This is a genomic window from Paenirhizobium daejeonense (genome assembly GCF_014280875.1).
Classification (GTDB): domain Bacteria; phylum Pseudomonadota; class Alphaproteobacteria; order Rhizobiales; family Rhizobiaceae; genus Allorhizobium; species Allorhizobium daejeonense.
On sequence record NZ_JACLAL010000003.1, the window covers coordinates 1 to 25,310 of the forward strand.

General features: G+C 61.6%; 29 protein-coding genes. 17 read left to right on the forward strand and 12 right to left on the reverse strand.

The features are described from left to right. The 7 genes from H4I99_RS06915 to H4I99_RS06945 form a co-directional block, all read left to right on the forward strand. Positions 1–597 (forward strand): zinc-binding dehydrogenase (locus tag H4I99_RS06915; RefSeq protein WP_186663221.1); only part of this gene is annotated, 597 nt, incomplete at its 5' end. A gap of 8 nt (positions 598–605) precedes the next feature. Then, entirely contained in the window at positions 606–1,436 is an 831-nt protein-coding gene (gene fghA / locus H4I99_RS06920; protein WP_163901366.1) for an S-formylglutathione hydrolase, read from the forward strand. After that, the gene (locus H4I99_RS06925) at positions 1,433–1,858 is read left to right on the forward strand and encodes a c-type cytochrome (protein WP_425314372.1); all 426 of its coding nucleotides are present in this window, start codon (positions 1,433–1,435) and stop codon (positions 1,856–1,858) included. Before fghA ends, H4I99_RS06925 begins: the two co-directional genes overlap by 4 nt. A 172-nt stretch (positions 1,859–2,030) precedes the next feature. Beyond that, positions 2,031–3,833: a lanthanide-dependent methanol dehydrogenase XoxF5 gene (gene xoxF5 / locus H4I99_RS06930; RefSeq protein WP_163901364.1), complete on the forward strand. Its 1,803-nt coding sequence runs from the start codon at positions 2,031–2,033 to the stop codon at positions 3,831–3,833. Positions 3,834–3,909: 76 nt separating this feature from the next. Beyond that, positions 3,910–4,440 (forward strand): c-type cytochrome, methanol metabolism-related, encoded by a 531-nt coding sequence (locus H4I99_RS06935; RefSeq protein ID WP_163901362.1) that lies wholly within the window; start codon positions 3,910–3,912, stop codon positions 4,438–4,440. Then, positions 4,400–5,266, forward strand: a complete 867-nt coding sequence (locus tag H4I99_RS06940; protein ID WP_163901360.1) for a substrate-binding domain-containing protein — start codon at positions 4,400–4,402, stop codon at positions 5,264–5,266. The genes H4I99_RS06935 and H4I99_RS06940 overlap by 41 nt, the downstream gene beginning before the upstream one ends. Then, positions 5,263–5,838, forward strand: a complete 576-nt coding sequence (locus H4I99_RS06945; protein ID WP_163901358.1) for a PQQ-dependent catabolism-associated CXXCW motif protein — start codon at positions 5,263–5,265, stop codon at positions 5,836–5,838. The genes H4I99_RS06940 and H4I99_RS06945 overlap by 4 nt, the downstream gene beginning before the upstream one ends. Here the strand turns inward: H4I99_RS06945 and H4I99_RS06950 are convergent, their stop codons facing one another. The 3 genes from H4I99_RS06950 to H4I99_RS06960 are packed head-to-tail and all read right to left on the reverse strand — an operon-like array spanning position 5,839 to position 7,864. Beyond that, positions 5,839–6,840, reverse strand: coding sequence for a YncE family protein (locus tag H4I99_RS06950; RefSeq protein ID WP_163901356.1), 1,002 nt, complete (start codon positions 6,838–6,840; stop codon positions 5,839–5,841). Continuing rightward, the gene (locus H4I99_RS06955) at positions 6,812–7,345 is read right to left on the reverse strand and encodes an SRPBCC family protein (RefSeq protein ID WP_163901354.1); all 534 of its coding nucleotides are present in this window, start codon (positions 7,343–7,345) and stop codon (positions 6,812–6,814) included. Before H4I99_RS06955 ends, H4I99_RS06950 begins: the two co-directional genes overlap by 29 nt. A gap of 9 nt (positions 7,346–7,354) precedes the next feature. Beyond that, a complete protein-coding gene (locus H4I99_RS06960) occupies positions 7,355–7,864 on the reverse strand; it encodes a DUF3280 domain-containing protein (protein ID WP_163905867.1) in 510 nt (169 codons plus the stop codon). Positions 7,865–7,987: 123 nt separating this feature from the next. Here H4I99_RS06960 and pedA1 point away from each other — a divergent pair, with 123 nt between their 5' ends. The 10 genes from pedA1 to gfa all read left to right on the forward strand — a co-directional run bounded on the left by pedA1 (position 7,988) and on the right by gfa (position 15,629). Next, positions 7,988–9,175, forward strand: coding sequence for a lanthanide ABC transporter ABC transporter substrate-binding protein PedA1 (gene pedA1 / locus H4I99_RS06965; protein ID WP_163901352.1), 1,188 nt, complete (start codon positions 7,988–7,990; stop codon positions 9,173–9,175). A gap of 2 nt (positions 9,176–9,177) precedes the next feature. After that, positions 9,178–10,155 (forward strand): YVTN family beta-propeller repeat protein, encoded by a 978-nt coding sequence (locus H4I99_RS06970; protein WP_163901350.1) that lies wholly within the window; start codon positions 9,178–9,180, stop codon positions 10,153–10,155. 36 nt (positions 10,156–10,191) lie between these two features. After that, the gene (locus H4I99_RS06975; protein WP_163901348.1) at positions 10,192–10,659 is read left to right on the forward strand and encodes a cupredoxin domain-containing protein; all 468 of its coding nucleotides are present in this window, start codon (positions 10,192–10,194) and stop codon (positions 10,657–10,659) included. A gap of 23 nt (positions 10,660–10,682) precedes the next feature. Next, entirely contained in the window at positions 10,683–10,940 is a 258-nt protein-coding gene (locus H4I99_RS06980) for a hypothetical protein (RefSeq protein ID WP_244624966.1), read from the forward strand. Between the two features lie 96 nt (positions 10,941–11,036). Further along, positions 11,037–12,020 carry an ABC transporter substrate-binding protein gene (locus H4I99_RS06985; protein ID WP_163905863.1) on the forward strand — a complete coding sequence of 328 codons (984 nt, stop codon included), beginning with the start codon at positions 11,037–11,039 and terminating at the stop codon, positions 12,018–12,020. Continuing rightward, on the forward strand, positions 12,013–12,774 hold the full coding sequence (locus tag H4I99_RS06990; protein ID WP_163901346.1) for an ABC transporter permease: 762 nt from the start codon (positions 12,013–12,015) through the stop codon (positions 12,772–12,774). Before H4I99_RS06985 ends, H4I99_RS06990 begins: the two co-directional genes overlap by 8 nt. Further along, a complete protein-coding gene (locus H4I99_RS06995) occupies positions 12,771–13,403 on the forward strand; it encodes an ABC transporter ATP-binding protein (RefSeq protein WP_163901344.1) in 633 nt (210 codons plus the stop codon). The genes H4I99_RS06990 and H4I99_RS06995 overlap by 4 nt, the downstream gene beginning before the upstream one ends. Beyond that, a complete protein-coding gene (gene pedB, locus H4I99_RS07000; protein WP_163901342.1) occupies positions 13,400–14,128 on the forward strand; it encodes a lanthanide ABC transporter ATP-binding protein PedB/LutE in 729 nt (242 codons plus the stop codon). Before H4I99_RS06995 ends, pedB begins: the two co-directional genes overlap by 4 nt. Continuing rightward, entirely contained in the window at positions 14,125–14,919 is a 795-nt protein-coding gene (gene pedC / locus H4I99_RS07005; protein WP_163901340.1) for a lanthanide ABC transporter permease protein PedC, read from the forward strand. Before pedB ends, pedC begins: the two co-directional genes overlap by 4 nt. A gap of 140 nt (positions 14,920–15,059) precedes the next feature. Next, positions 15,060–15,629, forward strand: a complete 570-nt coding sequence (gfa, locus tag H4I99_RS07010) for an S-(hydroxymethyl)glutathione synthase (protein ID WP_163901337.1) — start codon at positions 15,060–15,062, stop codon at positions 15,627–15,629. A gap of 337 nt (positions 15,630–15,966) precedes the next feature. Here the strand turns inward: gfa and H4I99_RS07015 are convergent, their stop codons facing one another. The 9 genes from H4I99_RS07015 to H4I99_RS07055 are packed head-to-tail and all read right to left on the reverse strand — an operon-like array spanning position 15,967 to position 25,254. Then, on the reverse strand, positions 15,967–16,560 hold the full coding sequence (locus H4I99_RS07015) for a thioredoxin family protein (RefSeq protein ID WP_163901335.1): 594 nt from the start codon (positions 16,558–16,560) through the stop codon (positions 15,967–15,969). Between the two features lie 22 nt (positions 16,561–16,582). Continuing rightward, positions 16,583–17,287 carry a ribulose-phosphate 3-epimerase gene (gene rpe / locus H4I99_RS07020; RefSeq protein ID WP_425314366.1) on the reverse strand — a complete coding sequence of 235 codons (705 nt, stop codon included), beginning with the start codon at positions 17,285–17,287 and terminating at the stop codon, positions 16,583–16,585. Next, on the reverse strand, positions 17,284–18,210 hold the full coding sequence (cbbX, locus tag H4I99_RS07025; RefSeq protein ID WP_244624968.1) for a CbbX protein: 927 nt from the start codon (positions 18,208–18,210) through the stop codon (positions 17,284–17,286). The genes rpe and cbbX overlap by 4 nt, the downstream gene beginning before the upstream one ends. A 38-nt stretch (positions 18,211–18,248) precedes the next feature. After that, positions 18,249–18,638, reverse strand: a complete 390-nt coding sequence (locus H4I99_RS07030) for a ribulose bisphosphate carboxylase small subunit (protein WP_163901331.1) — start codon at positions 18,636–18,638, stop codon at positions 18,249–18,251. A gap of 27 nt (positions 18,639–18,665) precedes the next feature. Beyond that, positions 18,666–20,126: a form I ribulose bisphosphate carboxylase large subunit gene (locus H4I99_RS07035; RefSeq protein WP_163901328.1), complete on the reverse strand. Its 1,461-nt coding sequence runs from the start codon at positions 20,124–20,126 to the stop codon at positions 18,666–18,668. 31 nt (positions 20,127–20,157) lie between these two features. Further along, entirely contained in the window at positions 20,158–21,237 is a 1,080-nt protein-coding gene (fba, locus tag H4I99_RS07040; RefSeq protein ID WP_163901326.1) for a class II fructose-bisphosphate aldolase, read from the reverse strand. A gap of 48 nt (positions 21,238–21,285) precedes the next feature. Further along, entirely contained in the window at positions 21,286–23,313 is a 2,028-nt protein-coding gene (gene tkt / locus H4I99_RS07045) for a transketolase (protein WP_163901324.1), read from the reverse strand. An 11-nt stretch (positions 23,314–23,324) separates the two neighbouring features. Then, entirely contained in the window at positions 23,325–24,194 is an 870-nt protein-coding gene (locus tag H4I99_RS07050) for a phosphoribulokinase (protein WP_163901322.1), read from the reverse strand. 10 nt (positions 24,195–24,204) lie between these two features. After that, a complete protein-coding gene (locus H4I99_RS07055) occupies positions 24,205–25,254 on the reverse strand; it encodes a class 1 fructose-bisphosphatase (RefSeq protein WP_163901320.1) in 1,050 nt (349 codons plus the stop codon). Positions 25,255–25,310: the final 56 nt, after the last annotated feature.

Sequence of the window (25,310 nt, forward strand, 5' to 3'; positions counted from 1 at the left end):
GTGATCAACACCGCCAAGGTCGAGATCGGCTCGACGGCGATCGTCTTCGGTCTCGGCGGCATCGGTCTGAACGTTCTGCAGGGCCTGCGTTTGGCCGGCGCGGACATGATCATCGGCGTAGACATCAACCCGGACCGCAAGGCATGGGGCGAGAAGTTCGGCATGACGCATTTCGTCAATCCGAAGGAAGTCGGCGACGATATCGTGCCCTATCTGGTCAACATGACCAAGCGCAACGGCGACCTGATCGGCGGCGCGGACTACACCTTCGACTGCACCGGCAACACGAAGGTGATGCGTCAGGCGCTGGAAGCCTCGCATCGCGGCTGGGGCAAGTCTGTGATCATCGGGGTCGCGGGCGCGGGCCAGGAAATCTCGACGCGTCCGTTCCAGCTGGTCACCGGCCGCAACTGGATGGGCACGGCCTTCGGCGGCGCGCGCGGTCGCACCGACGTGCCGAAGATCGTCGACTGGTACATGGAAGGCAAGATCCAGATCGACCCGATGATCACCCACACCATGCCGCTCGAAGACATCAACCATGGCTTCGAACTCATGCACAAGGGTGAATCCATCCGCGGCGTCGTCGTCTATTGAGGTGCCTGATGGAACTCGTGTCGCAAAGCCAGAGTTTCGGAGGAACACAGTCGGTTTACCGACACAAGTCGGAAGTCTGCGCTGCGGAAATGACATTCGGCATCTACCTGCCGCCTGCGGCACGGGTTCGTCCGGTGCCGCTGCTCTGGTATCTCTCGGGGCTGACCTGCACCCATGAGAACGCCATGATCAAGGCGGGCCTGCAGAAGTATGCGGCGGAACACGATATTGCCGTTGTGTTCCCCGATACTTCGCCGCGCGGCGAAGGTGTGGCGGACGATCAGGCCTATGACCTGGGGCAGGGCGCTGGATTTTACGTGAATGCGACGCAGAAACCATGGTCGCGGCATTTCCGGATGTACGACTACGTCGTTTCCGAACTGCCGGCTCTGCTGCAGAAAGAGCTGCCGCTCAACGGTGTCCATGGCATCACCGGCCACTCGATGGGCGGCCATGGCGCGCTGACGATCGCGTTTCGCAACCCGGAGAAATTCCGGTCGCTTTCGGCCTTCGCGCCGATCGTCAATCCGACGCGCTCGGACTGGGGACGCAAGCAGTTTTCCGCCTATCTCGGCGACGACGAGGCGCATTGGACGAAGCACGACGCTTGCCTGTTGCTGGCCGATCTCGGCTGGAACGGGGATATCCTGATCGATCAGGGTTCGTCCGACCAGTTCCTCGAGCAGCTTCGACCCGAGGCAATGGCTCGGCTGATGGCGGAGAAGCGCCAGCCAGGCGTGTTGCGCATGCAGGCAGGATACGACCACAGCTACTATTTCGTGGCGAGTTTCGCCGAAGACCATGTGCGTTGGCACGCAGAGCGGCTGAAGGCCGCCTGAGGGAGAGGACAGGCATGATTTCACGACAGACTTTGATTTTTGCATTGATGGGAACGCTTGCAACGAGTCTTGCCGTACCGGTTTCCGCCATGGAAGGACTGACCGGCGACGTGGGCGCGGGAGAAAAGGTCTTCCGCAAGTGTCAGGCATGCCATGCGATTGGCCCCGGCGCCGTCAGCAAAACGGGACCGCTGCTGACCGGCGTCGTCGGGCGCCCGGCGGGCAGCATCGCCGAGTACTCCTATTCTTCTGTGATGACCAAGGCTGCGGGTGAAGGGCTGGTCTGGGCGCCTGAAAAGATTTCGGAATTTCTCACCAATCCGAAGGCGTTTCTGCCCGGAACCAAGATGGCCTTCGCGGGTATCCGCAAGGATCAGGAGCGGGCCGATCTGATCGCATATCTATCGACGTTCAACCAATAGAAAGGAGCCGGAGGAACAGTTTTGAGCATGGACCGGAGTGCCTGCGGAGGCGGGCGCGAGAGGTCATGAGGCACTTCGCAGGCCGATGCCGGGATTGAGGAGACCCGAGGGGTTTTCCCGGCGCGAAGAGGGTGGAGGAACCCTGATCGGTGATATCCAACGGGAGGATAGCATGAAGAGATTGCTCACAGTGCTCGCCGTGTTCGCGTTAGGCTGCTCGCAGGTCGCCTTCGCCAATTCGGATTTGCAGAAGAAGATAGACGACCCCAATCAGTGGGTCCTTCAGACGGGCGACTACGCCAACCAGCGTTATTCGAAGCTCGATCAGATCAACAAGGAAAACGTCGGAAAGATGCAGGTCTCCTGGACCTTCTCGACGGGCGTCCTGCGCGGCCATGAGGGCTCGCCGCTGGTCGTCGGCAACATGATGTATGTGCATGCACCGTTCCCCAACACGGTCTTTGCGCTCGACCTCGACAAGGAAGGGCAGATCGTCTGGAGATACGAGCCGAAGCAGGATCCGGACGTCATTCCGGTGATGTGCTGCGATACCGTCAACCGCGGCGTCGCCTATGCGGACGGCAAGATCTTCCTGCATCAGGCGGACACCACCGTTGTCGCGCTCGACGCGAAGACCGGCAAGGTGATCTGGAGCGTCAAGAACGGCGATCCGAAGAAGGGCGAGACCAATACCGCGACCGTGTTGCCGGTGAAGGACAAGGTCATCGTCGGCATTTCCGGTGGTGAGTTCGGTGTTCGCGGCTCCGTCACGGCCTATTCTATGGCCGATGGCAAGCTCTTGTGGCGCGGCTACTCAATGGGTCCCGACAGCGATACGCTGATCGACCCGGAGAAAACCACCCATCTCGGCAAGCCGGTCGGTAAGGACTCTGGCCTGACGACATGGGAAGGCGATCAGTGGAAGATCGGCGGCGGCACTACCTGGGGTTGGTATTCCTACGATCCAGAGGAAAACCTGATCTATTACGGCTCGGGCAACCCCTCGACCTGGAACCCCAGCCAGCGTCCGGGTGACAACCGCTGGTCGATGACCATCTTCGCCCGTGATGTCGATACCGGCATGACGAAATGGGTCTACCAGATGACGCCCCATGACGAATGGGACTATGATGGCGTCAACGAGATGATCCTGACCGAGCAAAAGTTCGACGGCAAGGACCGCAAGCTGCTCACCCATTTCGACCGTAACGGCTTCGGCTACACGCTGGACCGTCTCTCGGGCGAATTGCTGGTGGCCAAGAAATACGATCCCGCCGTCAACTGGGCGACCGAGGTCGTGATGGACCCGAAGTCCGAACAGTATGGTCGTCCGCAGGTCGTGGCTCAGTACTCGACCGAACAGAACGGCGAAGACACAAACTCGACCGGCATCTGCCCCGCCGCTCTCGGCACCAAGGACCAGCAGCCGGCAGCCTATTCGCCGAAAACCGAACTGTTCTACGTGCCGACCAACCATGTGTGCATGGACTATGAACCGTTCCGCGTCAGCTACACCGCCGGCCAGCCCTATGTAGGTGCGACGCTGTCGATGTATCCGGCTCCGGGCAGCCATGGCGGCATGGGCAACTTCATTGCCTGGGACAACAAGGAAGGCAAGATCAAGTGGTCTCTGCCCGAGAAGTTCTCGGTCTGGTCCGGCGCTCTCGCCACCGCAGGCAATGTCGTCTTCTACGGTACGCTGGAAGGCTATCTGAAGGCAGTCGACGCCGACACGGGCAAGGAACTCTATCGCTTCAAGACACCGTCCGGGGTCATCGGCAACGTCATGACTTATAGCCACGGTGGCAAGCAATATGTGGCCGTGCTTTCGGGCGTCGGCGGCTGGGCCGGTATCGGTCTCGCAGCCGGCCTGACAAACCCGAACGAAGGTCTCGGTGCGGTCGGTGGTTACGCGGCGCTCAGCGATTATACCGCGCTTGGCGGCACGCTTACCGTGTTCTCGCTGCCGAACTGACGGCGGCAATCGTCCAGGGAACTGGCGCGGGAGAAACCCCGCGCCAGTTTGCTCTCAAGGCTCACAAGGACACAAGATGAACAGTTTTGCTAAAGTCTTGCCGATCGCCTTCGCTGCATCGCTGCTTGCCGGATCCGTTCTGTCGCAGGATGCCGAAAAGAAGGTCGACAACATTACCGCCGTCACCAGCGAGGACGGCCGCTACTACACGGCAGACGGCGTGCCGACCTACAAGATTGCGCCCGACGGCACGATCGACTGGCTGACCTATTCCGGTTTCCGGCGCTACCATTCGGAATGCCATGTCTGTCACGGGCCGGAAGGCGAGGGCTCTTCCTACGCCCCGGCGCTGAAGAATTCCGCCGTCAACATGGACTATTACGCTTTTGTCGATGTGGTCACCAATGGCCGCAAGAAGGTGGATGCATCCCACAACTCGGTGATGCCGGCCTTCGGCGATAACGTCAACGTCATGTGTTATCTCGACGATATCTATGTCTACCTGAAGGCCCGAGGTACGGATGCGCTGCCGCGCGGCCGGCCGGGCAAGAGAGAGGACAAATCCGATGCGATCCGTCAAGCGGAAGCAGACTGCCTTGGCCACTAGGTTCTCGGCAGTACTGTTCGCCCTCGGGCTTGCAACGATAGGCCCGACGCCGGTCTTCGCCCAGACGTCCGATCTGGTGTCGAAGACGGCGTTTCGCGTCTGTGCCGATCCGGCAAATCTGCCCATGTCGGATCGCGCCGGGGGAGGCTTCGAAAACAAGATCGCCGAACTTTTTGCTACGGAATTGAAGATGCCGCTGGAATACACATGGTTCCCCATGGCGACCGGCTTCATCCGCAAGACGTTGCAGGCCAACAAATGCGATGTTGTCATCGGCTATGCCCAAGGCGATGAACTGGTGCTCAATACCAATCACTACTACACCTCCGGCTATGTGCTGATCGTGCCGGCGGAAAGCCCGCTTGCTTCGGTCTCGGTGATCGGCGACCCTGCTCTGAAGGACAAGCGGATAGGAGTCGTTGCGGGCAGTCCGCCGGCGACACAGATGACGCATTACGGCTTGATTGCAAAAGCCAAGGGTTACGACCTGATGGTCGACCGACGCTATGAAAATCCGGCCGGGGAAATGCTCTCCGATCTGAAGGCCGGAACGATCGACGCCGCCATCCTCTGGGGTCCCATCGGCGGTCCCATGGTCAAGCAGGGTTATCCGGATTTCAAGGTGATCCCGCTTCTCTCGGAGACTACGCCGCCGAAGCTCTTCTACCGCATCACCATGGGCGTGCGGCAGGGCGAGAAGGTCTGGGAGCGCAAGCTCAATTCGCTGATCCGTCGGAACCAGGACAAGATCAATGCCATTTTGACCGATGCCGGCGTGCCGCTCTTGAACGACATGGGCACGGGACCGCTGGAGGCGAAGAAATGACCGCAAGCATGGTTGTCCTGCCGCTCCTGTTCGCTGTCGGGCTTGCCGCTCCGGTGCTGGCCGACCAGTCTTCCGCGCCGAAGGCGGTCGTCGAGGAACCGCAGGACTACCGGCAGGACGAATACCGCGCGCCGGTACCGGCGACGCTCGCCGGCGCCACCGTTGTTTCGACGGGACAGGCGCACCGACTGTGGGAGAGCGGCGAAGCCGCGTTCATCGATGTCCTGCCCCGTCCGCCCAAGCCGAAGGATCTGCCGGAAGGCACGATCTGGAAGGAAAAGCCGCGGATCTCGGTCAAGGATGCGCTCTGGCTTCCGAACACCGGCTACGGCAAGCTTGCCGATGTGACGCTGGACTATTTCCGCAAGGGGCTTGAGAAGGCAACGGGTGGTGACAAAAATCATCCCCTGTTGTTCTTCTGCCTGCCGGATTGCTGGATGTCGTGGAACGCTGCCAGACGTGCGCTGGAACTCGGTTACGGCAAGGTCTACTGGTATCCTGAAGGCAGCGAGGGCTGGGCGGCTGCCGGTTATCCCACGGAGCAGTTGACGCCGGAGCCCGGCGGCTCTTGATCAGTTTTCTGCCCCTTTAGCGCTCTGTTGATGATCTGGGCCATCCGCGAGAAACTTGCCGAAGGCCCGCGGACCGTCGCCGGTAGCGATTTCTCCTGCCACCTCAAGCTTTTCAGTGTCGATCAGTGACACGGTGTTGGATGCCCAATTGGCAACGACGACGAACCTTCCGTCAGCCGTCGTGTCGATGCCCTCAGGATATTCTCCAACGGATATGACTGTGACGGGGGCATAGGTCGTTGCATCGAAGACGTTGACGCTATCGTCATACTGGTTGGTAACAAAGCCGTGCTTCCCGGCAAAGGCGACACCATAGGGCCGTTCCCGCGTTTTGACCTTGCCGAGAACCTTGCCGTCTTCCGGATCGACCACGGTTACCGTGTTGCTGCCGACATCGGCGGTAAAAAGCCTCCCATCCGGCGAGAATGTTATGCCAAAGGGGCGCTCACCGACCATGATGCGGCGATGAAGTTCGAGCGTATCCGCAGCGAAGATGGAGACCTGGTTGGCATCCCGGTCCGCCGTGGCCAGCCACTTTCCGTCCGGCGAAAGGGCAAGGCCAGCCGGTGCGCTTCCGGTCCTGAGCGTGGTCCTGAGTTCGAGGGTGTCCGAGGCGAGAACCCAAACGCGGGCATTATACCAGTCGGAGACGAAGACACGCTGGCGTCTGTCATCGACGGCTATTCCCATCGGGCCGCCCTCGAGATGGAGTTCGGCTTTCGGTGCCTGAGGCATCAGGCCGTAGCGGCGCACGGTCTTGCTCTCCGGGCTTACAGTAAAGACGGATTTCAGTCCCTGAGAGACGGCCACGCCGGCTGGCTGGCCGGGCACAGTGAGACGTTCGACCTCGATTCCACGGCTGAGATCGATGATGCTCAGATCGCTGGAGGATTGGTTCGTCACATAGGCATAATCGGCCTGAACCGGCTGCGGCGCCAGAAACGCCGCAGCCAGAACCAGTGTCAGCGCGAGGTTATTTGCCGAACTTCTTTTCCAGCGCATCGAGCCCTGCCTTGTAAACGGCGGTGACGGCAGCAATCGCTGCTGCGTCGTTGAGGTTCTCCGGCGGATCGTTGTTCGGATAGCCGCGGTAGAATGCGCCGCGCCATTCGATATGCGAGCCGCCGGTTGCGGTCGGCGTCACGGTGAGGTGGGAGGAGTAGTTGGTGACGGGAAGAACCGCGACATCCACCTCGTTGATCCGGTAGGAATAGGACATCTTGGCCGCATCGTATTTATAGAGCACTTCCGAGATGGTTGGGCCGCCTTCCTTTTCCAGCGTCAGAACGCGGGTGGCGTCGATCGCATTGCCGCCTTCGCCCTTGGTGGAGAAAATCGCGGGATGCCAGCTCATGTCCTGGAAATTGCCGATCACGGCCCATACAGCATCGGGCGTGGCGGCCACGTCGACCGCAAGGGTGAGTTTCTGACGGGTCGGTCCGTGCGCAAGGGCGATACCCGGAATGAGCAACAGAAACGTCAGTATCAGGTTACGGATATAGGTCATGCTTCCTCCTCAGGATTTAAAGAAATGGTTTTTCAGGATGTAGTCGAGCCCGCGCAGCCAGCTCACATCGGTGTTGGACCTGATGTCGACGGCGAGCGCCCGCAGCGCCTCGCCGGTTTTCACGTCCCGCAAAACGAGGTTCATGGAGAGGATCAGGTTGGAGACCTTCTGCACTTCTCCCACCAGAACGTAATCGGCGTCGAGGCGTTCGGCCATGCGCAGTTCGCAGCCATAGCAATCGGCGGGGTTGACGGTATTGGCAAGCTCTTCCGCAATCGGGCCGTTGTCGAGGACGATGAAACCCATTTTTGCAAATCGTTTTCGCGTCGTCTCCTCGAGAAGACGGGTGCGGGCGGTCTGGTCGGGGCGCTCGCCGTTATAAGCGCCTTCGGTGGACGTATCGATGAAGGTCATCCCGAGAAAGGCGATTTTCGCATTGGCTTTGAGCGGCTTGTCCAGGTTCGACAGGGCAAGCGCGGGCATCAGGATCAGGATGAGCGATAACAGGATGCGCAGCATGCGGATGAGCGTAGCATAGCGAAATTGCGACACCACGATCCATAAGTATCGGTTTCGCTACACAACCCTGACTGTTATCCTCACCTTCAGGACAGTCAGGAAGATTGGGAGGTCATTCCGACAATGTCTAAGCCGCAGCTTACGCTTGCCACCCTTTGTTTTGCGCTTTTTTCAGCACCTACTTCGTGGGCGCTGGAGGTGAAGGTTGCCTTGCTTCGCGTCGATAAGCCCATGCCGCCGCCGATTTCGCGGCTCGATGTGCCGCCTGCGGATCTGGGGCTTGCCGGCGCCAACCTCGGCAACGAGGACAATCGCACCACCGGCGCCTTCACCGGCACGGATTACAAGTTGACCACGAAGACGGTTGCGCCGGCGGATGCCCTTGCTGCACTGAATGCTCTCAAGGCCGAAGGTATCGGCCTCATTGCGGTGATTTCCGATGGCGAGATGCTGAAGCAGCTCGCGGATCACGCCGGCCCCGACACATTGATCCTGAATGCCGGAGCGCGCGACGATGCGCTGCGCGATGCCGAGTGCAGGGCGAATGTCCTGCATGTCTCGCCCAGCCGTTCGATGCTGACCGACAGCGTCGTGCAGTTCCTGATGTGGAAGAAATGGGCGCGGATTCTGCTGATCTACGGCTCTCATCCCGAGGACAAGCTGCTTGCCGACAGCTATCGAAAGTCGGCAGCGAAGTTCGGCGCAAAGATCGTCGAGGAGCGCGAGTTCGTCGATACCGGCGGTGCGCGGCGAACCGATACCGGCCATGTGCAGGTCCAGCGACAGATCCCGGTCTTTACCCAGGATGCCAAGGAACACGACGTCACCGTCGCCGCCGACGAGACGGACGTTTTCGCGGCCTATCTGCCCTATCATTCCTGGGATCCGAGGCCTGTTGCCGGCTCGGCCGGGCTGATGCCGCTTTCCTGGCATCCGGCACACGAGTCATGGGGTGCTACCCAATTCCAGCGCCGTTTCGAAAAGCTCGCCGGCCGCAGCATGCGTGAGGAGGACTATCAGGCCTGGCTTGCCATGCGGGTTGTCGGGGAAGCAGTCACGCGCTCCGGCAAGGCGGATGCGAAGTCGATCCGCGATTATGCGCTTTCGAAGGATTTCGATCTTGCCGCCTTCAAGGGGCAAAAACTGACATTCCGCACATGGAACGGCCAGATGCGCCAGCCGATCCTGCTTGGCGACGGGCGCATCACCGTCTCCGTCTCGCCGCAGGACGGTTACCTGCACCAATTCTCCCCGCTCGATACGCTGGGGATCGACGCGCCCGAAACCGCCTGCCACGCTTTTGGAGGATAAACATGCTGAAACCCGCCTTCGTGATCCTGCCCCTTGTGCTCATGATGAGCGGGCCGGCGCTCGCCAACAAGGTGTTCGTCACCAATGAGCGTGGCAACAGCGTCACGGTGCTCGACAGCACGACCTGGGAAAAGATCGCCGAGTTTCCGGCGGGAAATCGCCCGCGTGGCATCACCATCAGCCCCGATGGCAAGGAACTCTATGTCTGCGCGTCGGATGACGATACCGTCAGGGTGTTCGATCCGGAGACCTACAAGGAATTGCATACGCTGCCGTCCGGACCCGATCCGGAGCTCTTCGCGCTGCATCCGTCCGGCAATCCGCTCTATATCGCCAACGAGGACGACAATCTGGTGACCGTGGTGGACACCAAGACGCATCAGGTGCTCGCCGAAATCCCTGTGGGTGTCGAGCCGGAAGGGGTGGCTATCAGCCCCGATGCGAAGACGCTGATCAACACGTCCGAAACCACCAACATGGCGCATTTCATCGACACCTCGACCTACGAGATCGTGCACAACGTGCTGGTCGATCAGCGGCCGCGCTACGCTGAATTCACCGCCGACGGAAAGAAGCTCTATGTCAGCGCCGAGATCGGCGGCACCGTTGCCGTCATTAATCTCGGTGGCGAGGGTGAGCCGAAGGTCGACAAGAAGATCACCTTCGAGGTTGCGGGCGTCCTGCATGAATGGCTGCAGCCCGTCGGCATCAAGGCGACCCGCAACGGCTCGCGCGTGTTCGTGGCGCTCGGTCCGGCGAACCGGGTTGCGGTTGTCGATGCGTCGACGGATGAAGTGCTCGATTATCTGCTGGTAGGGCAGCGGGTCTGGCAGATGGCCTTCACCCCCAAGGAGGATTTTCTCGTCGTCACCAACGGCAATTCCAACGACGTCAGCATCATCGACGTGAAGGCGGAGAAGGTCATTCGTTCGGTGCCGGTCGGCGAACAGCCATGGGGCGTGGTGGTGGCGCCGGACTGATTTTTGGCAGGCAATTTCATTGGGAGGATTTTGAATATGCATAAGGCACTAATCGCGGCACTCGCCGCATTACTGACAGTCCCGGCGACGGGAATGTTGATGAGTTCGACGGCCTTTGCCGCACCGCTTTGTGATAAGCTCGGCTTTGCCGGGCTGCTCGCCAAATGCAATCGCGGAGAGCCGATCGAGCTGACGCTCGCATCGGGCAAGCCGCTCGGCGCGGGCGAGGTGAAACTGCAATCGGGCGCCTATTACGAGCTGAAGATCACGGCGGACGGTTCGGCCGAACTGGCGATCTCGGGGCCGGAATTCTTTCGGGCGATCTGGATGAACGAGATCGTCATCAACGGCATCGAGGTGCGGCCGATGGCGATCGACAGCCTCGAATTCGACAAGGCCGGTCTCGCGACCCTTTCGTTCATCGCCATCAAGCCCGGCAGCTACGAGGTTCGGATCCCGAATACCGCGAGCGACAGCCAGAAGATCAAGATTGCCATTCAATAATTCTGTTCAGGAGGACCAGGGACATGACAAAACATTTGATGACGATCGCCTTTCTCTCCGCCGTTTTCGCCATGCCGCTCAGCGCCGTTGCCGAGGAAGTGCCGGCCGACAAGCAGACGGCAATCCTCGACATGTTGAAGACGATGCAATGCGAGGTCGATCCGGCCAATATCGAGGCGGATGACGGCGGGTTCGAACTGGATGACGTGTTCTGCGCCGATGGCCAGTACGACATGAAGCTGAACGCAGATCTGGTGGTTACCGACAAGCGCAAGGAATAGCGTTTGCGTGCGTTTCCTGCCGGGCCGGAGAATCGTGTAAGAACGCGACGGTGACCGGGTCGGCGGGAGACGGCGGTTCCGGGGAGGTCGGGAATGATGAAAATAACTACGGGAATTCTGTCGGGAGTTCTGGCTGGCTGTCTGCTGGCGGTCGGTTTCACGCAGGCGATTGCCGAGGAGCTGCCGAAGCTGCGCGCCGCCATGCTGGCGTCCGGCACGGTCAACTGGGAAATCACCACGATCAAGGCCAATGGCTTCGACCGGAAGAACGGTTTCGAGATGGCCGTGCAGGATTATGCCGATAACGGCGCGACCCGCGTCGCCTTCGAAGGCGGCGAGGCCGATACTATGGTGGCCGACTGGATCTGGGTCGCCTATCAGCGGGCGGCGGGCAAGGATTATGTGTTCATTCCCTGTTCGCGCGCGGTCGGCGGGCTGGTCGTCAAGGACGACAGCCCGGTCAAGGCCCTGCCGGATCTTGCGGGACTGAAGATCGGTATTGCCGGCGGGCCGCTTGACAAGAGCTGGCTGATCCTTCGTGCCTACGCGAAAAAGAAATACGACATGGATCTGGCGGGAGGCACGGAACAGGTGTTCGCGGCGCCGCCGCTGATCTTCAAGTCCGCGCTTTCTGGTGAAACCGCTGCTGCCGTCAACTTCTGGCATTTCCTCGCCAAGATGAAGGCGAAGGGCATGCATGATCTGGTAACCGTTGCCGACGCCGCAACAGAACTCGGGCTCGATCCCGATACACCGCTTCTCGGCTATGTGTTGAAGGGCGACTATGTCGCCTCTCATCCCGAGATCGCGCAGGGGCTCTACAAGGCTTCGCTTGCCGCCAAGGAGCTGCTGCGCACGGACGATGCCGCCTGGGAGGCGTTGCGTGGCCAGATGAATGCCGCCGATGACAAGGAATTCTCGGCGCTTCGTGATGGCTATCGCGCCGGCATTCCAAGCGGCAAGCCCATCGATGAGGCGGCGGCCGACAGGTTCCTGAAGATCATGGCCGAACTCGGCGGCGAGGAACTTGTCGGCAAGGCCACCTCCTTGCCGGAAGGAGTATTCCTCCGCCTTGAATGATGCCCTTCGAAATCCGGTGTTGGTCCGTTCCGTTTCGCTCGGCCTGATCCTGCTCGTCTGGATCGTTGCCGCAGGGCTGACCGCCGACGCGACCGTGCTGCCGCAGCCGTGGATACTGCTCGGACCGTTCGTTCGTGCCGTCGGCTCGGGAGCGCTGCCCTATCACCTCGGGATGACGCTGTTTCGGGTCGTCTGCGCCTTCGTTCCGGCCATGCTGATCGGGGCGGCCATCGGCTTCCTGATGGGGCGCTTTCCGGCCATCGACCGCTGGCTCGATCCCTGGCTGGTGGTGTTTCTCAACCTGCCGGCGCTGGTGCTGATCGTGCTTTGCTATCTGTGGATCGGCCTTAACGAAACGGCGGCGATCCTGGCGGTGGTGCTCAACAAGATCCCGAACGTCGCTACGTTGGTGCGCGAGGGCGCGCGGGCGCTCGATCCCGATCTCGACGCCATGGCGAAGGTCTACCGCATGAAGGGTCTGGCCAGGTTGCGCCATGTCGTGCTGCCGCAGCTTGCGCCTTTTCTCGCAGGCGCTGCGCGTTCCGGCATCGCGGTGATCTGGAAGATCGTGCTGGTCGTCGAGTTCCTGGGCCGTTCCAGCGGCATCGGTTTCCAGATCCATTTCTATTTCCAGCTTTTCGACGTCACCATGGTGCTGGTCTATGCGTTGACGTTCATTGCCGTGATGCTCGTGGTCGAAGCCCTGCTGTTGCAGCCGGTGGAACGTCGGGCGCGGCGCTGGAGGACGGCATGATCACGGTCGATATCCGCCGCAAGGCCTTCGGAGACAATGTCATCCTGAAGGATATCCGCTTCGAAATGGCAACCGGGGAAACCGTCGCCATTCTGGGATCGTCGGGTATCGGCAAGTCGACGCTTCTCCGTCTGATCGCCGGCATCGATCCGGTCTTCGAAGGGGCGGTGGAGCGCCCGGCCAACATCGCCATGGTGTTTCAGGAGCCGGTGCTTCTGCCGTGGCGAAGCGTCCTGCAGAACCTGACGATCGTGCATCCGGGGCTTGGCGATGAAGCAGCGCTTTCGGCGCTTCATCGCATCGGTATTGCCGACAAGGCGGGGCTGTTTCCCGGGCAGCTGTCGCTTGGCCAGCAGCGGCGGCTCGCTCTGGCGCGGGCCTTTGCCGGAAGGCCGGAACTGCTGGTGATGGACGAACCCTATGTCTCGCTCGATCGCGAGACCGCGGAAGAGATGCTGGAACTCACCGAAGCGCTGGTTGCCGAGACGCGACCGGCCGTCATTCTGGTGACCCATTCGGAACAGGAGGCTGACCGCCTCGCCGGTCGCCGGCTGCGGCTGGCCGGTCACCCGACGACGATCACGGATCGCGGCGGTGATGCGGTTTCCAAGCGAGGGACGGTGCGATGAAGGGGCTGGATATCCGCCATGTCAGCTATCGCTACGGCGAACGCAGGGCGCTGGATGATGTCAGCTTCGCCGTGACGCCCGGGCGCTTCTGCGCCTTGCTCGGCCCGAACGGCGCCGGCAAGTCCACGTTGTTTGCGCTGCTGACGCGGCTGATCGTGGCGGACGAGGGGACGATCGGTGTCGCCGGGTTCGACATCGCCCGCTCGCCGCGATCCGCGCTCGCTCGAATCGGCGTCGTTTTCCAGCAGCCGACGCTCGACCTCGACATGACGGTCCGGCGGAACATGCGCTATTTCGCCGGCCTGCATGGTCTCTCGGGGCGGGAGGCTGCGGATGCCATCGAGCGTTCCCTGGCACAGCTCGGCATGGCCGAGCGCGCTGACGAGCAGGTGAGGGCGCTCAATGGTGGCCATCGCCGGCGCATGGAGATCGCCCGCGCGCTGGTGCATCGTCCGGACATTCTCCTGCTCGATGAGCCGACGGTCGGCCTCGATGCCGCGTCACGGCAGGCGATCACGGATCATGTGCATCGGTTGGCGGAAGGCGGCCTTGCCGTGCTCTGGGCGACGCATCTGGTGGACGAGATCGACCTGTCGGATCAGGTCGTGGTGCTGCATCGGGGAAAGGTGCTGAGCGACGGTTCAGCCTCCGATCTTGCGGGCGGGCAGGGGCTGGCGAAGGCTTTCCTTGCCATGACCGCCGAGGGCAGCGAGGCAACCGCATGAAACCCTGGCTGACCGCGCTTCTTGCCATCGTCACCCGCGAAAACCTGCGTTTCATCCGCCAGCGCGGGCGGTTTCTTGCGGCGCTGGTGCGGCCTCTCGTCTGGCTGCTGGTCTTTGCTGCCGGTTTTCGCGCCGCTCTCGGCGTTTCAATCATCCCGCCATACCAGACCTATATCACCTACGAGGTTTATATCGTGCCGGGGCTTTGCGGCATGATCCAGCTTTTCAATGGCATGCAGTCGTCACTGTCTCTGGTCTACGATCAGGAAATGGGGTCGATGCGGCTTCTCCTGACATCGCCGCTGCCGCGCTGGTGGCTGCTGTTTTCCAAGCTGCTCGCGGGCGTTATCGTCTCCATCCTGCAGGTCATGGTTTTTCTGGGTATCGCTGCGTTGACCGGCATCGAGCTGCCGCCCCTCGGTTATATCGCGGTGCTGCCGGCCCTGCTTCTGAGCGGCCTGATGCTCGGGGCTTTCGGCCTGCTGATCTCGTCGACCATCCGGCAGCTCGAGAATTTCGCCGGCGTCATGAACTTCGTGATCTTTCCGATGTTCTTCCTATCCTCGGCGCTCTATCCGCTCTGGAAAATGGCGGAAAGCTCTCCATTGCTGCGTGATATCTGCGCCTACAATCCCTTCACCCATGCCGTCGAGCTCATCCGCTTCGCCCTTTACGGCGAACTCAATCTGGAAGCTCTCGCCTGGGTCGTCGGCTGTTTTGTAGTGTTCATGCTGGCGGCGCTCTGGGGCTACGATCCCGCCCGCGCCATGCTGCGTTCCCGCGGGCGCTGAGACCCCGTCGGCCCGCCTTGCGAGACCCTCGCGCGCGAAAAACCGACACTTTCCGCTATATTGTCGCGAGACCTTTTTGCCCCGATCCTGTCCTTGAAATGGTGACGCTGGAGGCGTCAAAACCCGAGGAGGAGGACCCCATGATCAAGCTGCATCCGTCCATCGACAATGGCTGGCCGCCAGCAAAGGCCGGCTTTTCCGGCGGCACCTTGAAGTGCAAGTGTGCAAGCAATCCCGTGACCGTATCGATCGGCTCACAGACGGCGCACAACCACGCCTGCGGTTGCACCAAATGCTGGAAGCCGAAGGGTGCCATCTTTGCCCAGATCGCCGTCGTGTCGCGCGACAAGGTCAAGGTAACCTCGGGTGAGGAAAAGCTCTACGTCGTCGATTCCGGTGCCACGATTCAGCGCCACGCCTGCAAGGATTGCGGCACCCACATGTATGGCCGCATCGAAAACACCAAGCATCCCTTCTACGGGCTCGACTTCGTCCATACGGAACTCAGCGACGAGACCGGCTGGTCGCCGCCGGAATTCGCGGCTTTTGTTTCTTCGGTCATCGAAAGCGGGGTCAGCCCGGACCTGATGCCCGAGATCCGGGCGCGTCTGAACGAACTGGGCCTACCGCCCTATGATGCGCTTTCACCGGCGCTGATGGATGCCATCGCCACACATATTGCCAAGCAGTCGGGTGCACTGGCCGCATAAACCGGGATAGCGCAAGGCCGCCTGGCCTCGATCCCGATATGGTCATGTCCAGGGAAGATGGGGGAACGTTTCGGCGAGAGCCGCCCGCATCTTCCAGCATCCCGTGCCAGCGAGGCCAAGCCAGCCTCCTCCCGCAACCGCCCGCACCTTTGCATATTTTGCAGAGGACGGGCGGGGCTTGGGAGGCTTTGTCGTGAAATGTCGGTGGCGGCCCGTATCGGCTTTCATGCCGCAAATTACGTTCCCAGGTCGATATCCGGATACAATGAGTCAAAACGCCGTGCGTCCGGAAGGAAGCAGGGCGTTCTGGATTTCGGTATCCTGTTGTATGTCGATCTCAGGAATGAACCGTCACCGAAGACCAGTCGTCTGCCGGGCTGCCGGCTTTCCACTTGATCGAGCAGCCAATGGAGGGCTGCTGCACGGCGGGTCCCTGTCCGGTCCGGGCAATCTGGATCATGGCTGCGAGGAGGTCGCGGCGCAGGTCGCCGGCCTCCTTTTCCTTGCGTGACGCATCGAGACGGCCGCGATATTGCAGTTCCAGTCCGCTGTTGAAGCCGAAGAAATCGGGTGTGCAGACGGCGCCGTAAGTGCGGGCCACCGCCTGATCCTCGTCATGCAGATAGGGGAAGGGAATCAGGTGCTCGTCGGCGAAACGCTTCATGTTTTCGAAGGAGTCGTCGGGATAGGCGCTGGCATCGTTGGAGTTGATCACCACGAAGCCGATACCGTGTTTTTCGAGTTCGAGCGCATCCTCGACGATCCTGTCGATCACGGCCTTCACATAGGGGCAGTGATTGCAGATGAAGGCGACCACGAGCCCGCTCGGGCCGGCGAGATCATGGATCGAAAAGGCCCGTCCCTCGGTTCCGATGAGGCGGGCATCCGCGGCTTTCCAGCCGAAATCGCAAATCGGTGCTTTCGCTGCCATTGTCTTCCCCCTTTTGCTGGTTTCAGGCGGCTTCGCGAACCCTTTCCGATGCCTTGCGCAATGCGGAAATGTTGTCCGCGTAGGCCTGTTCGCCGCCCTTGAAGATCGCCGAACCTGCAACGAGTATATCGGCTCCTGCGGACACGACCAGCGGTGCCGTCTGTGGCGTAACGCCGCCGTCGATTTCGATCATGATCGGCCTCTTGCCGATCATCGACTTCACCCGCCGGACCTTTTCCACCACCGAAGGAATGAAGGCCTGGCCGCCCAAGCCGGGGTTCACGGTCATCATCAGCACGAGGTCGACGCGATCAAGTGAATATTCGATGACGCTTTCCGGCGTCGAGGGATTGAGCGAAACGCCGGCCTTGCAGCCGAGATCGCGGATGGCCTGAAGCGAACGGTCGAGATGGGTGCAGGCCTCGGCATGGACGGTGATGTAATCACAGCCGGCTTCCGCGAAGGCCGCGAGATAAGGATCGGCCGGCTCGATCATCAGGTGACAGTCGAAAACCTTGTCGGTGCGGTTCCTGATCGCCTTGATGACCGGAGGACCGAAGGTGATGTTCGGCACGAAATGACCGTCCATCACGTCGAGATGGATCCAGTCGGCCCCGGCGCGGCAGACGGCCTCGACCTCTTCCCCCAAGCGGGAGAAATCGGCCGACAGCACCGACGGCGCAATGATGATGTCGGATGTCGTCTTGGGTGTCATCTCGGTTATCATGGCGATACCTCCCGGGGATGGCTTTGCATGGTGAAGACACGGCTGGCGGCGATGTCGCGGTCGATGATGGTGGAGAGCTGCTCGGCATTAACAGGGCCTTTCGTCTCCTCGAACAGCCGGTTGGCCTGTCGCAGCCGCGCCCGGTCGAGCGCGTTGCGGATGGAACGAGCATTGGCGAAATGCGGCTGGCCGCGGCGGCGGGCGATGTAATCGGCCATCACCGTCACCGCCCCCCGGTCGAGATGATAGCCCTGCCGGTCCAGCATGCTTTCGGCGATGGAGAGCAGTTCGCCATCGTCATAATCCGGGAAGTCGATGTGGTGGGCGATGCGGGAGCGGAAACCGGGATTGCTCTCGAAGAAGCGGTCCATCCGGTCGGAATAGCCGGCAAGGATCACCACGAGGTCGTCGCGGTTGTTTTCCATGACCTGCAGCAGGATCTCGATTGCCTCCTGGCCGTAGTCGCGCTCGTTGTCGGGGCGGTAGAGATAGTAGGCCTCGTCGATGAAGAGCACGCCGCCCATGGCCTTCTTCAGGATCTCCTTGGTCTTGGGCGCGGTGTGGCCAATATACTGGCCCACCAGATCGTCGCGGGTCACCGAGACCAGATGACCCTTGCGGATATAGCCCAGCCGGTGAAGCAGGTCGGCCATGCGCAACGCCACCGTGGTCTTGCCGGTGCCGGGATTGCCGGTGAAGCTCATGTGCAGGGAGGGAGGCTCGTGGGAAAGCCCCATGGCGCGGCGTGCCCGCTCCACCAGCAGCAGCGCCGCGGTTTCGCGGATGCGCTGCTTCACCGGTTTCAGGCCGACGAGCTGTCGGTCCAGCTCGTCGAGAATGTCGCTCACCCCGGAGGTGCGGTATTCCTCCATGAGGTCGACGGTTTCAGGAGGACTTTCTTCCTCCGGGATCTTCTCTGGCATGCCCATTGTCCTTCCTCCCTCTCATGCTTTCGGTTCGATCAGCGCGCTGTCGCCCACGAGTAGTTCTGCGACCGGCTGCGCACATCGGTCCGCGTCATCGACAGTTCCGGCTCGTTCTCTGGACGGTTGACAATGAAGGACATGGTCACCGTTTCCAGGCCGCGGGAGGAATCGAAGGCGTTGAGCCGGATGTAGTGCTGCGGATAGGCCTTGCGGCAATCGTCGAGTTCCATCGTCACGCCCTTGGCATCCTTCAGGTCGAACATCGGGTTGCCCCACATTTCCCAATAGGTGTTCCGGGGATGGGGGTCGTCGGTATATTCGATGCCGATGGCCCAGCCCCTGCGCAGGCAGTATTCCACCTGCGCGGTGATCTGTTCGTCCGTGAGGTCGGGCAGGAACGAGAAGCAGCCCTGGGTGATACGCATTTCCGTTCTCCTTGTTCTCTTGCTGGTTCAGGCCACGCTTACGCTCGGAACGAAGTCCGAGGTGTCGGTGGGGGTGTAGTTGAAGCTGATGTTGCCCCAGGTATCGAGCGCGGCCTCGAGCGGCTTGCACCATTTGGCGGCGGCACGCAGGATTTCCGGCCCTTCATTGGCGATGTCGCGCCCCTCGTTGCGGGCGAGAACCATGGCTTCAAGCGCAACACGGTTTGCGGTGGCGCCCGCCTGAATGCCCATCGGATGGCCGATGGTGCCGCCGCCGAACTGCAACACCACATCGTCGCCGAAGAGGTCGAGCAACTGGTGCATCTGGCCGGCATGGATGCCGCCCGAGGCGACCGGCATGACCTTCTTGAGGTCCGCCCAGTCCTGCTCGAAGAAGAGACCGCGCGGCAGGTCCACCTCGTTCTTCATCTCGCGGCAGACGTTGTAGTAGCCCTGCACGGTCAGAGGATCGCCTTCCAGCTTGCCGACGGCGGTGCCGGCATGGAGATGGTCGACGCCCGCAAGGCGCAGCCACTTGGCGATGACGCGGAAGGAGATGCCGTGGTTCTTCTGGCGGGTATAGGTGCCGTGTCCGGCCCGGTGCATATGCAGGATCATATCGTTCTGGCGGCACCATTCGGACATGGACTGAATCGCTGTCCAGCCGATGATGAGGTCGACCATGACGATGACGGAGCCGAGTTCCTTGGCGAATTCGGCGCGGCGGTACATTTCCTCCATCGTGCCGGCGGTGACGTTGAGGTAATGGCCCTTGACCTCGCCGGTGACGGCGGAAGCGTGGTTCACGGCCTCCATGCAGTAGAGGAAGCGGTCGCGCCAGTGCATGAACGGCTGCGAGTTGATGTTCTCGTCGTCCTTCATGAAGTCGAGGCCGCCCTTCAGGCCTTCATAGACGACGCGGCCGTAGTTCTTGCCGGAAAGGCCGAGTTTCGGCTTGGTCGTCGCGCCGAGAAGCGGCTTGCCGAACTTGTCCAGCCGTTCGCGTTCCACGACTATGCCGGTCGGCGGGCCCTTGTAGGTCTTGATGTAGGCGACGGGCAGGCGCATGTCTTCGAGACGCGCGGCCTTCAGCGGCTTGAACGAGAAGACGTTGCCGATGATAGAGGCCGTCAGGTTGGCGATCGAGCCTTCCTCGAAAAGGATCAGATCATAGGCGACGTAGCAGAAGTATTGTCCCGGCGTGCCGGGCACGGGATCGACCCTGTAGGCTTTGGCGCGGTACTGGTCGCAGGCGGTGAGCCTGTCGGTCCACACCACGGTCCAGGTGGCGGTCGAGCTTTCGCCGGCCACCGCTGCCGCCGCCTCGATCGGGTCGACGCCATCCTGCGGCGTGATGCGGAAAAGCGCGATCAGATCGGTGTCCTTCGGGACGTAGTCGCCGTTCCAGTAGCCCATCTGCGCGTATTTCAGCACGCCCGCCCGGTAGCGTTCCTTGCCCTTGATTTCGGTCTTTGCATCGGCGTTCATGGCTCTGTCCTTTCCTGTTTTCGGTGGGGGATCAGGCGGCTTGCGACCGCGCCGTCTGAGGTTTCAGGCTTCCGCTGGCATAGCGTTTCGCCATGTCGCTCATCGGGATGACCTTGATGCGGGAGGCATTGCCCGCCGTGCCGAAGGCATCGAAGCGCGCCTTGCAGACGGCGGCCATGGCATCCATCGCGGGTTTGAGGAATTTGCGCGGGTCGAATTCGTCCCGGCGCGTGTCGGCGACGCGGCGAAATTCCGCGGTCGCCGCAAGGCGGAGGTCGGTGTCGATATTGACCTTGCGGACGCCGAAGCGGATGCCGCGGACGATTTCTTCCACCGGTACGCCATAGGTCTCGCGCATTGCGCCGCCATGGGCGTTGAAAACCTCCTGCCATTCCTCGGGCACGGAGGAAGATCCGTGCATGACGATGTGGGTATCGGGCAGGCGGCGATGGATCTTCTCGATGACATCCATGGCGAGAACCTCGCCTGTTGGCTTGCGGGTAAACTTGTAGGCGCCGTGCGAGGTGCCGATGGCGACTGCCAGCGCATCGACGCCCGTCTCGGCGACGAAGCGGGCGGCCTCGTCCGGATCGGTCAGCAATTGCGAACGGTCGAGTGCACCTTCGAACCCGTGGCCGTCTTCGGCTTCGCCATGACCGGTTTCCAGCGAGCCGAGGCAGCCGAGTTCGCCCTCGACCGAGACACCGACCATGTGGGCGAGGCGGGCGACCTCTGCTGTGATCCCGGCATTATAGGCGTAGTCCGCCGGTGTCTTGGCATCCTCCTTCAGCGAGCCGTCCATCATCACCGAGGTAAAACCGTGCTGGATCGCCGAAAGGCAGGTGGAAACGGTGTTGCCGTGATCCTGATGAATGCAGATCGGGATGTCGGGATACATCAGTTCCAGCGCCTCCATCATCTTGGCGAGCATGATGTCGTTGGCGTAGGACCGGGCGCCGCGGGAGGCCTGCAGGATGACAGGCGCATCGCAGGCCTTGGCCGCCTCCAGAATGGCGAGCCCCTGTTCCATGTTGTTGATGTTGAAGGCGGGCACGCCGTAACCGCGCTCTGCGGCATGGTCCAGCAATTGACGAAGCGTGATGCGGGCCATGTCAGGCCTCCTTTCGGGGTTGATGGTTGAATGGGGTGCTGCTGCGGGTCATTGCCGGCGTTCCTTCCGGCCGCGGCCGATGAGACGCAGCGCTTCCGCCGCGATATGCTTCGGGGTGATGCCGAAATGTCGGTAGAGTTCTCCGGCGGGGGCGGAGGCTCCGAAGCCCTGCATGCCGATGAAGGTGCCGTGCGGGCCGATCCAGCGGTCCCAGCCGAGCCGCCCGGCGGCCTCGATGGCGATGCGCGGTGCGCCACCCAGTATCCTTCTCTGATAGGCGTCGGTCTGGGTCTCGAACTTTTCCCATGAGGGCATGGAAACGACTGCGGTCTCGACACCGTTTTCGGCGCGCAGCTTCTCGGCGGCCTGAACGGCGATTTCGACTTCGGAACCGGTGGCGAGCAGCGTGATGTCGCGCGGTCCCTTCGCTTCGCGCAGGATATAGGCTCCCCGTGCCGAGAGGTTTTCCTGGGTGTCCGTTTCCCGCAGCATCGGCAGGGCCTGTCGCGACAGCGCGAGCGCGCTCGGAGTCGATTTTTCGGCGAGCGCCAGTTCCCAGCATTCGGCCGTCTCGATGATATCGGCAGGCCGGAAGACGTTGATGTTGGGTGTCGCCCTCAGCATGGCGAGATGTTCGATCGGCTGATGCGTCGGGCCGTCCTCGCCAAGGCCGATGGAATCATGGGTCAGCACATAGATGACCGGCAGACCCATGAGCGCGGAGAGGCGGATTGCCCCGCGGGCATAATCGGCAAATACAAGGAAGGTGCCGCCATAGGGGACGAAGCCGCCATGCAAAGCGATGCCGTTCATTGCTGCCGCCATGGCATGTTCGCGGATACCGTAATGCAGGTAACGACCACGGAAGCTGCCCGCAGTGATCGCCGGGGTCTGGGAAGTCATGGTGAGGTTGGAGCCGGTCAGGTCCGCCGAGCCGCCGATGGTCAGGTCGGTTGCGCCGTTGATGACTTCCAGCGCCATCTGGGAAGCCTGCCGGGTCGCGACCTTGGTGACCTTTTCCCGGTGTTCGTTGCGGAATCTGGCAAGCCGGCGTGCAATTTCAGGACCGATATCTCTGTTGATGGTACGTTCATAGCGCGCCTTCGAGCGGGTGGCATCCTTGCGGATTTCCCAGGTTTCGCGCGCCGCGCGTCCACGGACCGCCACGCCTTCCCATGCGGATTTGATCTGCGGCGGCACGAAGAAGGGCGGGTGGGGCCAGTCGAGCTTTTCGCGGGTGGCGGTGATCTCCTTGTCGCCGAGGGCGGCTCCATGGGTCTTGTGAGAACCTTCCATGCTGGCCGCGCCCTTGCCGATCAGCGTGCGGCAGGCGATCAGCGAGGGCTTGCGGCTCTTGCGGGCGCGCTCGATGGCCTTGGCCACGGCTTCGGGATCGTGGCCATCGACGGCCTGAGCGTTCCAGCCGGCAGCGCGAAAGCGCGCCAGCTGGTCCATCGACGTGGACAGGGAGGTCGCCCCGTCGATGGAAATCTGGTTGTCGTCCCAGAGCACGATCAGCTTGCGCAGCTTCAGGTGGCCGGCAAGATCGATCGCCTCGTGGCTGATGCCTTCCTGAAGGCAGCCGTCCCCGGCAACGACATAGGTGAAATGATTGCAGAGCGACGAGCCGAAGCGGGCCGCCATCATCTGTTCGGCGATTGCCATGCCGACCGCAGTCGAAATGCCCTGTCCGAGCGGTCCCGTGGTCGTTTCGATGCCCAGCGCATGGCCGTATTCCGGGTGTCCCGCAGTCTTCGCGCCGAACTGGCGGAAGGAGGAGAGTTCGGACATCGGCATGTCGGCAAAGCCGATCAGGTGATGGATCGCATAGAGCAGCATCGAGCCATGCCCCGCCGACAGCACGAAGCGGTCGCGGTCGGGCCAGTCCGGCAAGGACGGATCGATCCGGATGAAGCGGTTGAACAGCACCGTCACCGCGTCCGCCATGCCCATCGGCATGCCGGGGTGGCCGGAATTGGCTTTCTGCACGGCATCCATCGCCAGGAAACGGATGGCGTTTGCCATATCCTTCTCGGCAATGGTGGCGGAGTGGGGTGCTTTCTGCGAGATGTTCATGGGCGTCCTCCTCAAGACATGCGATGCTTGCGTTCGAGCAGTTTGTGGATGAGCGGCGTGAAAATGAGCTGCATGGCCAGATCGAGCTTGTCGCCGGGCACGACGATCGAATTGGCGCGTGACATGAAGCTGTTCTGCAGCATCGACAGCAGGTAGGGAAAATCGATCCCGCGCGGATTGGCGAAGCGGATCACCAGCATGGATTCGGCCGGTGTCGGGATCCATCGCGCGATGAACGGGTTGGACGTATCGACGATCGGCACCCGCTGGAAGTTGATGTCCGTTAGCGAGAATTGCGGGCAGATGTAGTGCACATAATCGGGCATGCGCCGGAGGATGGTGTCGGTCACGGCCTCGGTGGAATAGCCGCGGGTCGCCTTGTCGCGATGGATCTTCTGGATCCATTCGAGGTTGATGACCGGAACGACGCCGATCTTCAGGTCGCAATGCTGGGCGAGATTGGCATTCTCGGTAACGGCGCAGCCATGCAGCCCTTCGTAGAACAGAAGGTCACTGTCGCGGAATTCCTCCCATTCGGTGAAGGTTCCGGGCGCGGTGCCGTATTTCGCGGCCTCACCATCGTCGTGGATATAGTGACGAGTGCGGCCAACGCCGCGGCGGCCATATTCCGAAAACACGCTTTCGAGGATTTCGAGTTCGTTGGCCTCGGCCGCGAAATGGGTGAAGTCGACGCCCTTGGCCTTTTCCTCGGCGATCTTTGCCTTCATCGCCTCGCGGTCATAGCGATGGAAGGCATCGCCCTCGATGAAGGAGGCGGAGATGTTTTCGCGCTTGAAGATCTTTTCGAACGTGTCTTTGACGGTGGTGGTGCCGGCGCCGGACGAGCCCGTAATGGAAATGATCGGGTACTTTGCGGACATTCTTTTCTCCTCAGGCCCGGAACAGACCGCGCTTGCCGAACAGCGGCGCGCGTTCACCGATCATCGCGGGGTCGACATGGTAACGGGCGACGCGGGTCACCTCGCGGCGGGAACCGAAGACCAGCGGCACGCGCTGGTGCAGGCTCTCCGGTTCGAGATCGAGAATGCGGGTGACGCTGTCTGTCGCAGCGCCTGACGCGTTCTCGATGAGGAAGGCGATGGGGTTGGCTTCGTAGACGAGCCGCAGGCGGCCCTGGGAATAGCCTCTCCGGCTGTCCGAGGGATAAAGGAAGATGCCGCCACGCACGAGGATGCGGTAGGCTTCCGTCACCAGCGAGGCGTTCCAGCGCATGTTGAAATCCCGCTCGCGCGGGCCTTCCGCACCGGCGAGGCAATCATCGACATAAAGTCTGATCGCTTCATCCCAATGGCGGTAGTTCGAGGTGTTGATGGCGAATTCGTGCGCGCGGTCGGGGATCGCGACGGACGTGTAGGCCTGCACGAAGCAGCCGAGCCGGCTTGAGAAAATGAAGATCTCGGTGCCTTTGCCGAGCGACAGAACCAGCGCGGTCTGCGGCCCGTAGATGAAAAAACCGGCGGCAAGCTGCCGGTGCCCCGGCTGCAGGAAGGTCGCGGTTGCATCCGCCTCGGCATTCTTCAGGGCCGGCAGGATCGAAAAGATGGTGCCGATCGAGACGTTGGTGTCGATGTTCGACGAACCGTCGAGCGGATCGATGGCGACGGCCAGGCGGGCGGCGGGATCGAGCAGGATCGGGTTTTCCAGTTCCTCCGAGGCATAATAGGCGACCGGGGCTCCCTGCAGGCAGGACAGGAACAGGTCGTCGCAGATGACGTCCAGTTCCCTCTGGATATCACCGTCCGTGTTGGAGCTTTCACGCAGCCCGTGAAAGGTGTCGTTCAGGGCGCCTTGCCCCACCAGCTTGCGGATTTCCAGTGCGGCCATGGCCAGCCGCTGGATGATTACGGCTATGTCGCGGCCTGTTTCGCCGCGCTCTGCCATGCATGAAACGAGGTAGGCCTCCAGTGTTGCGCCCGACATGATGTCTCCTCCCATCAACGGTCGAGGGCAAGGATGAAGCAATCGGAAAGTTTGTA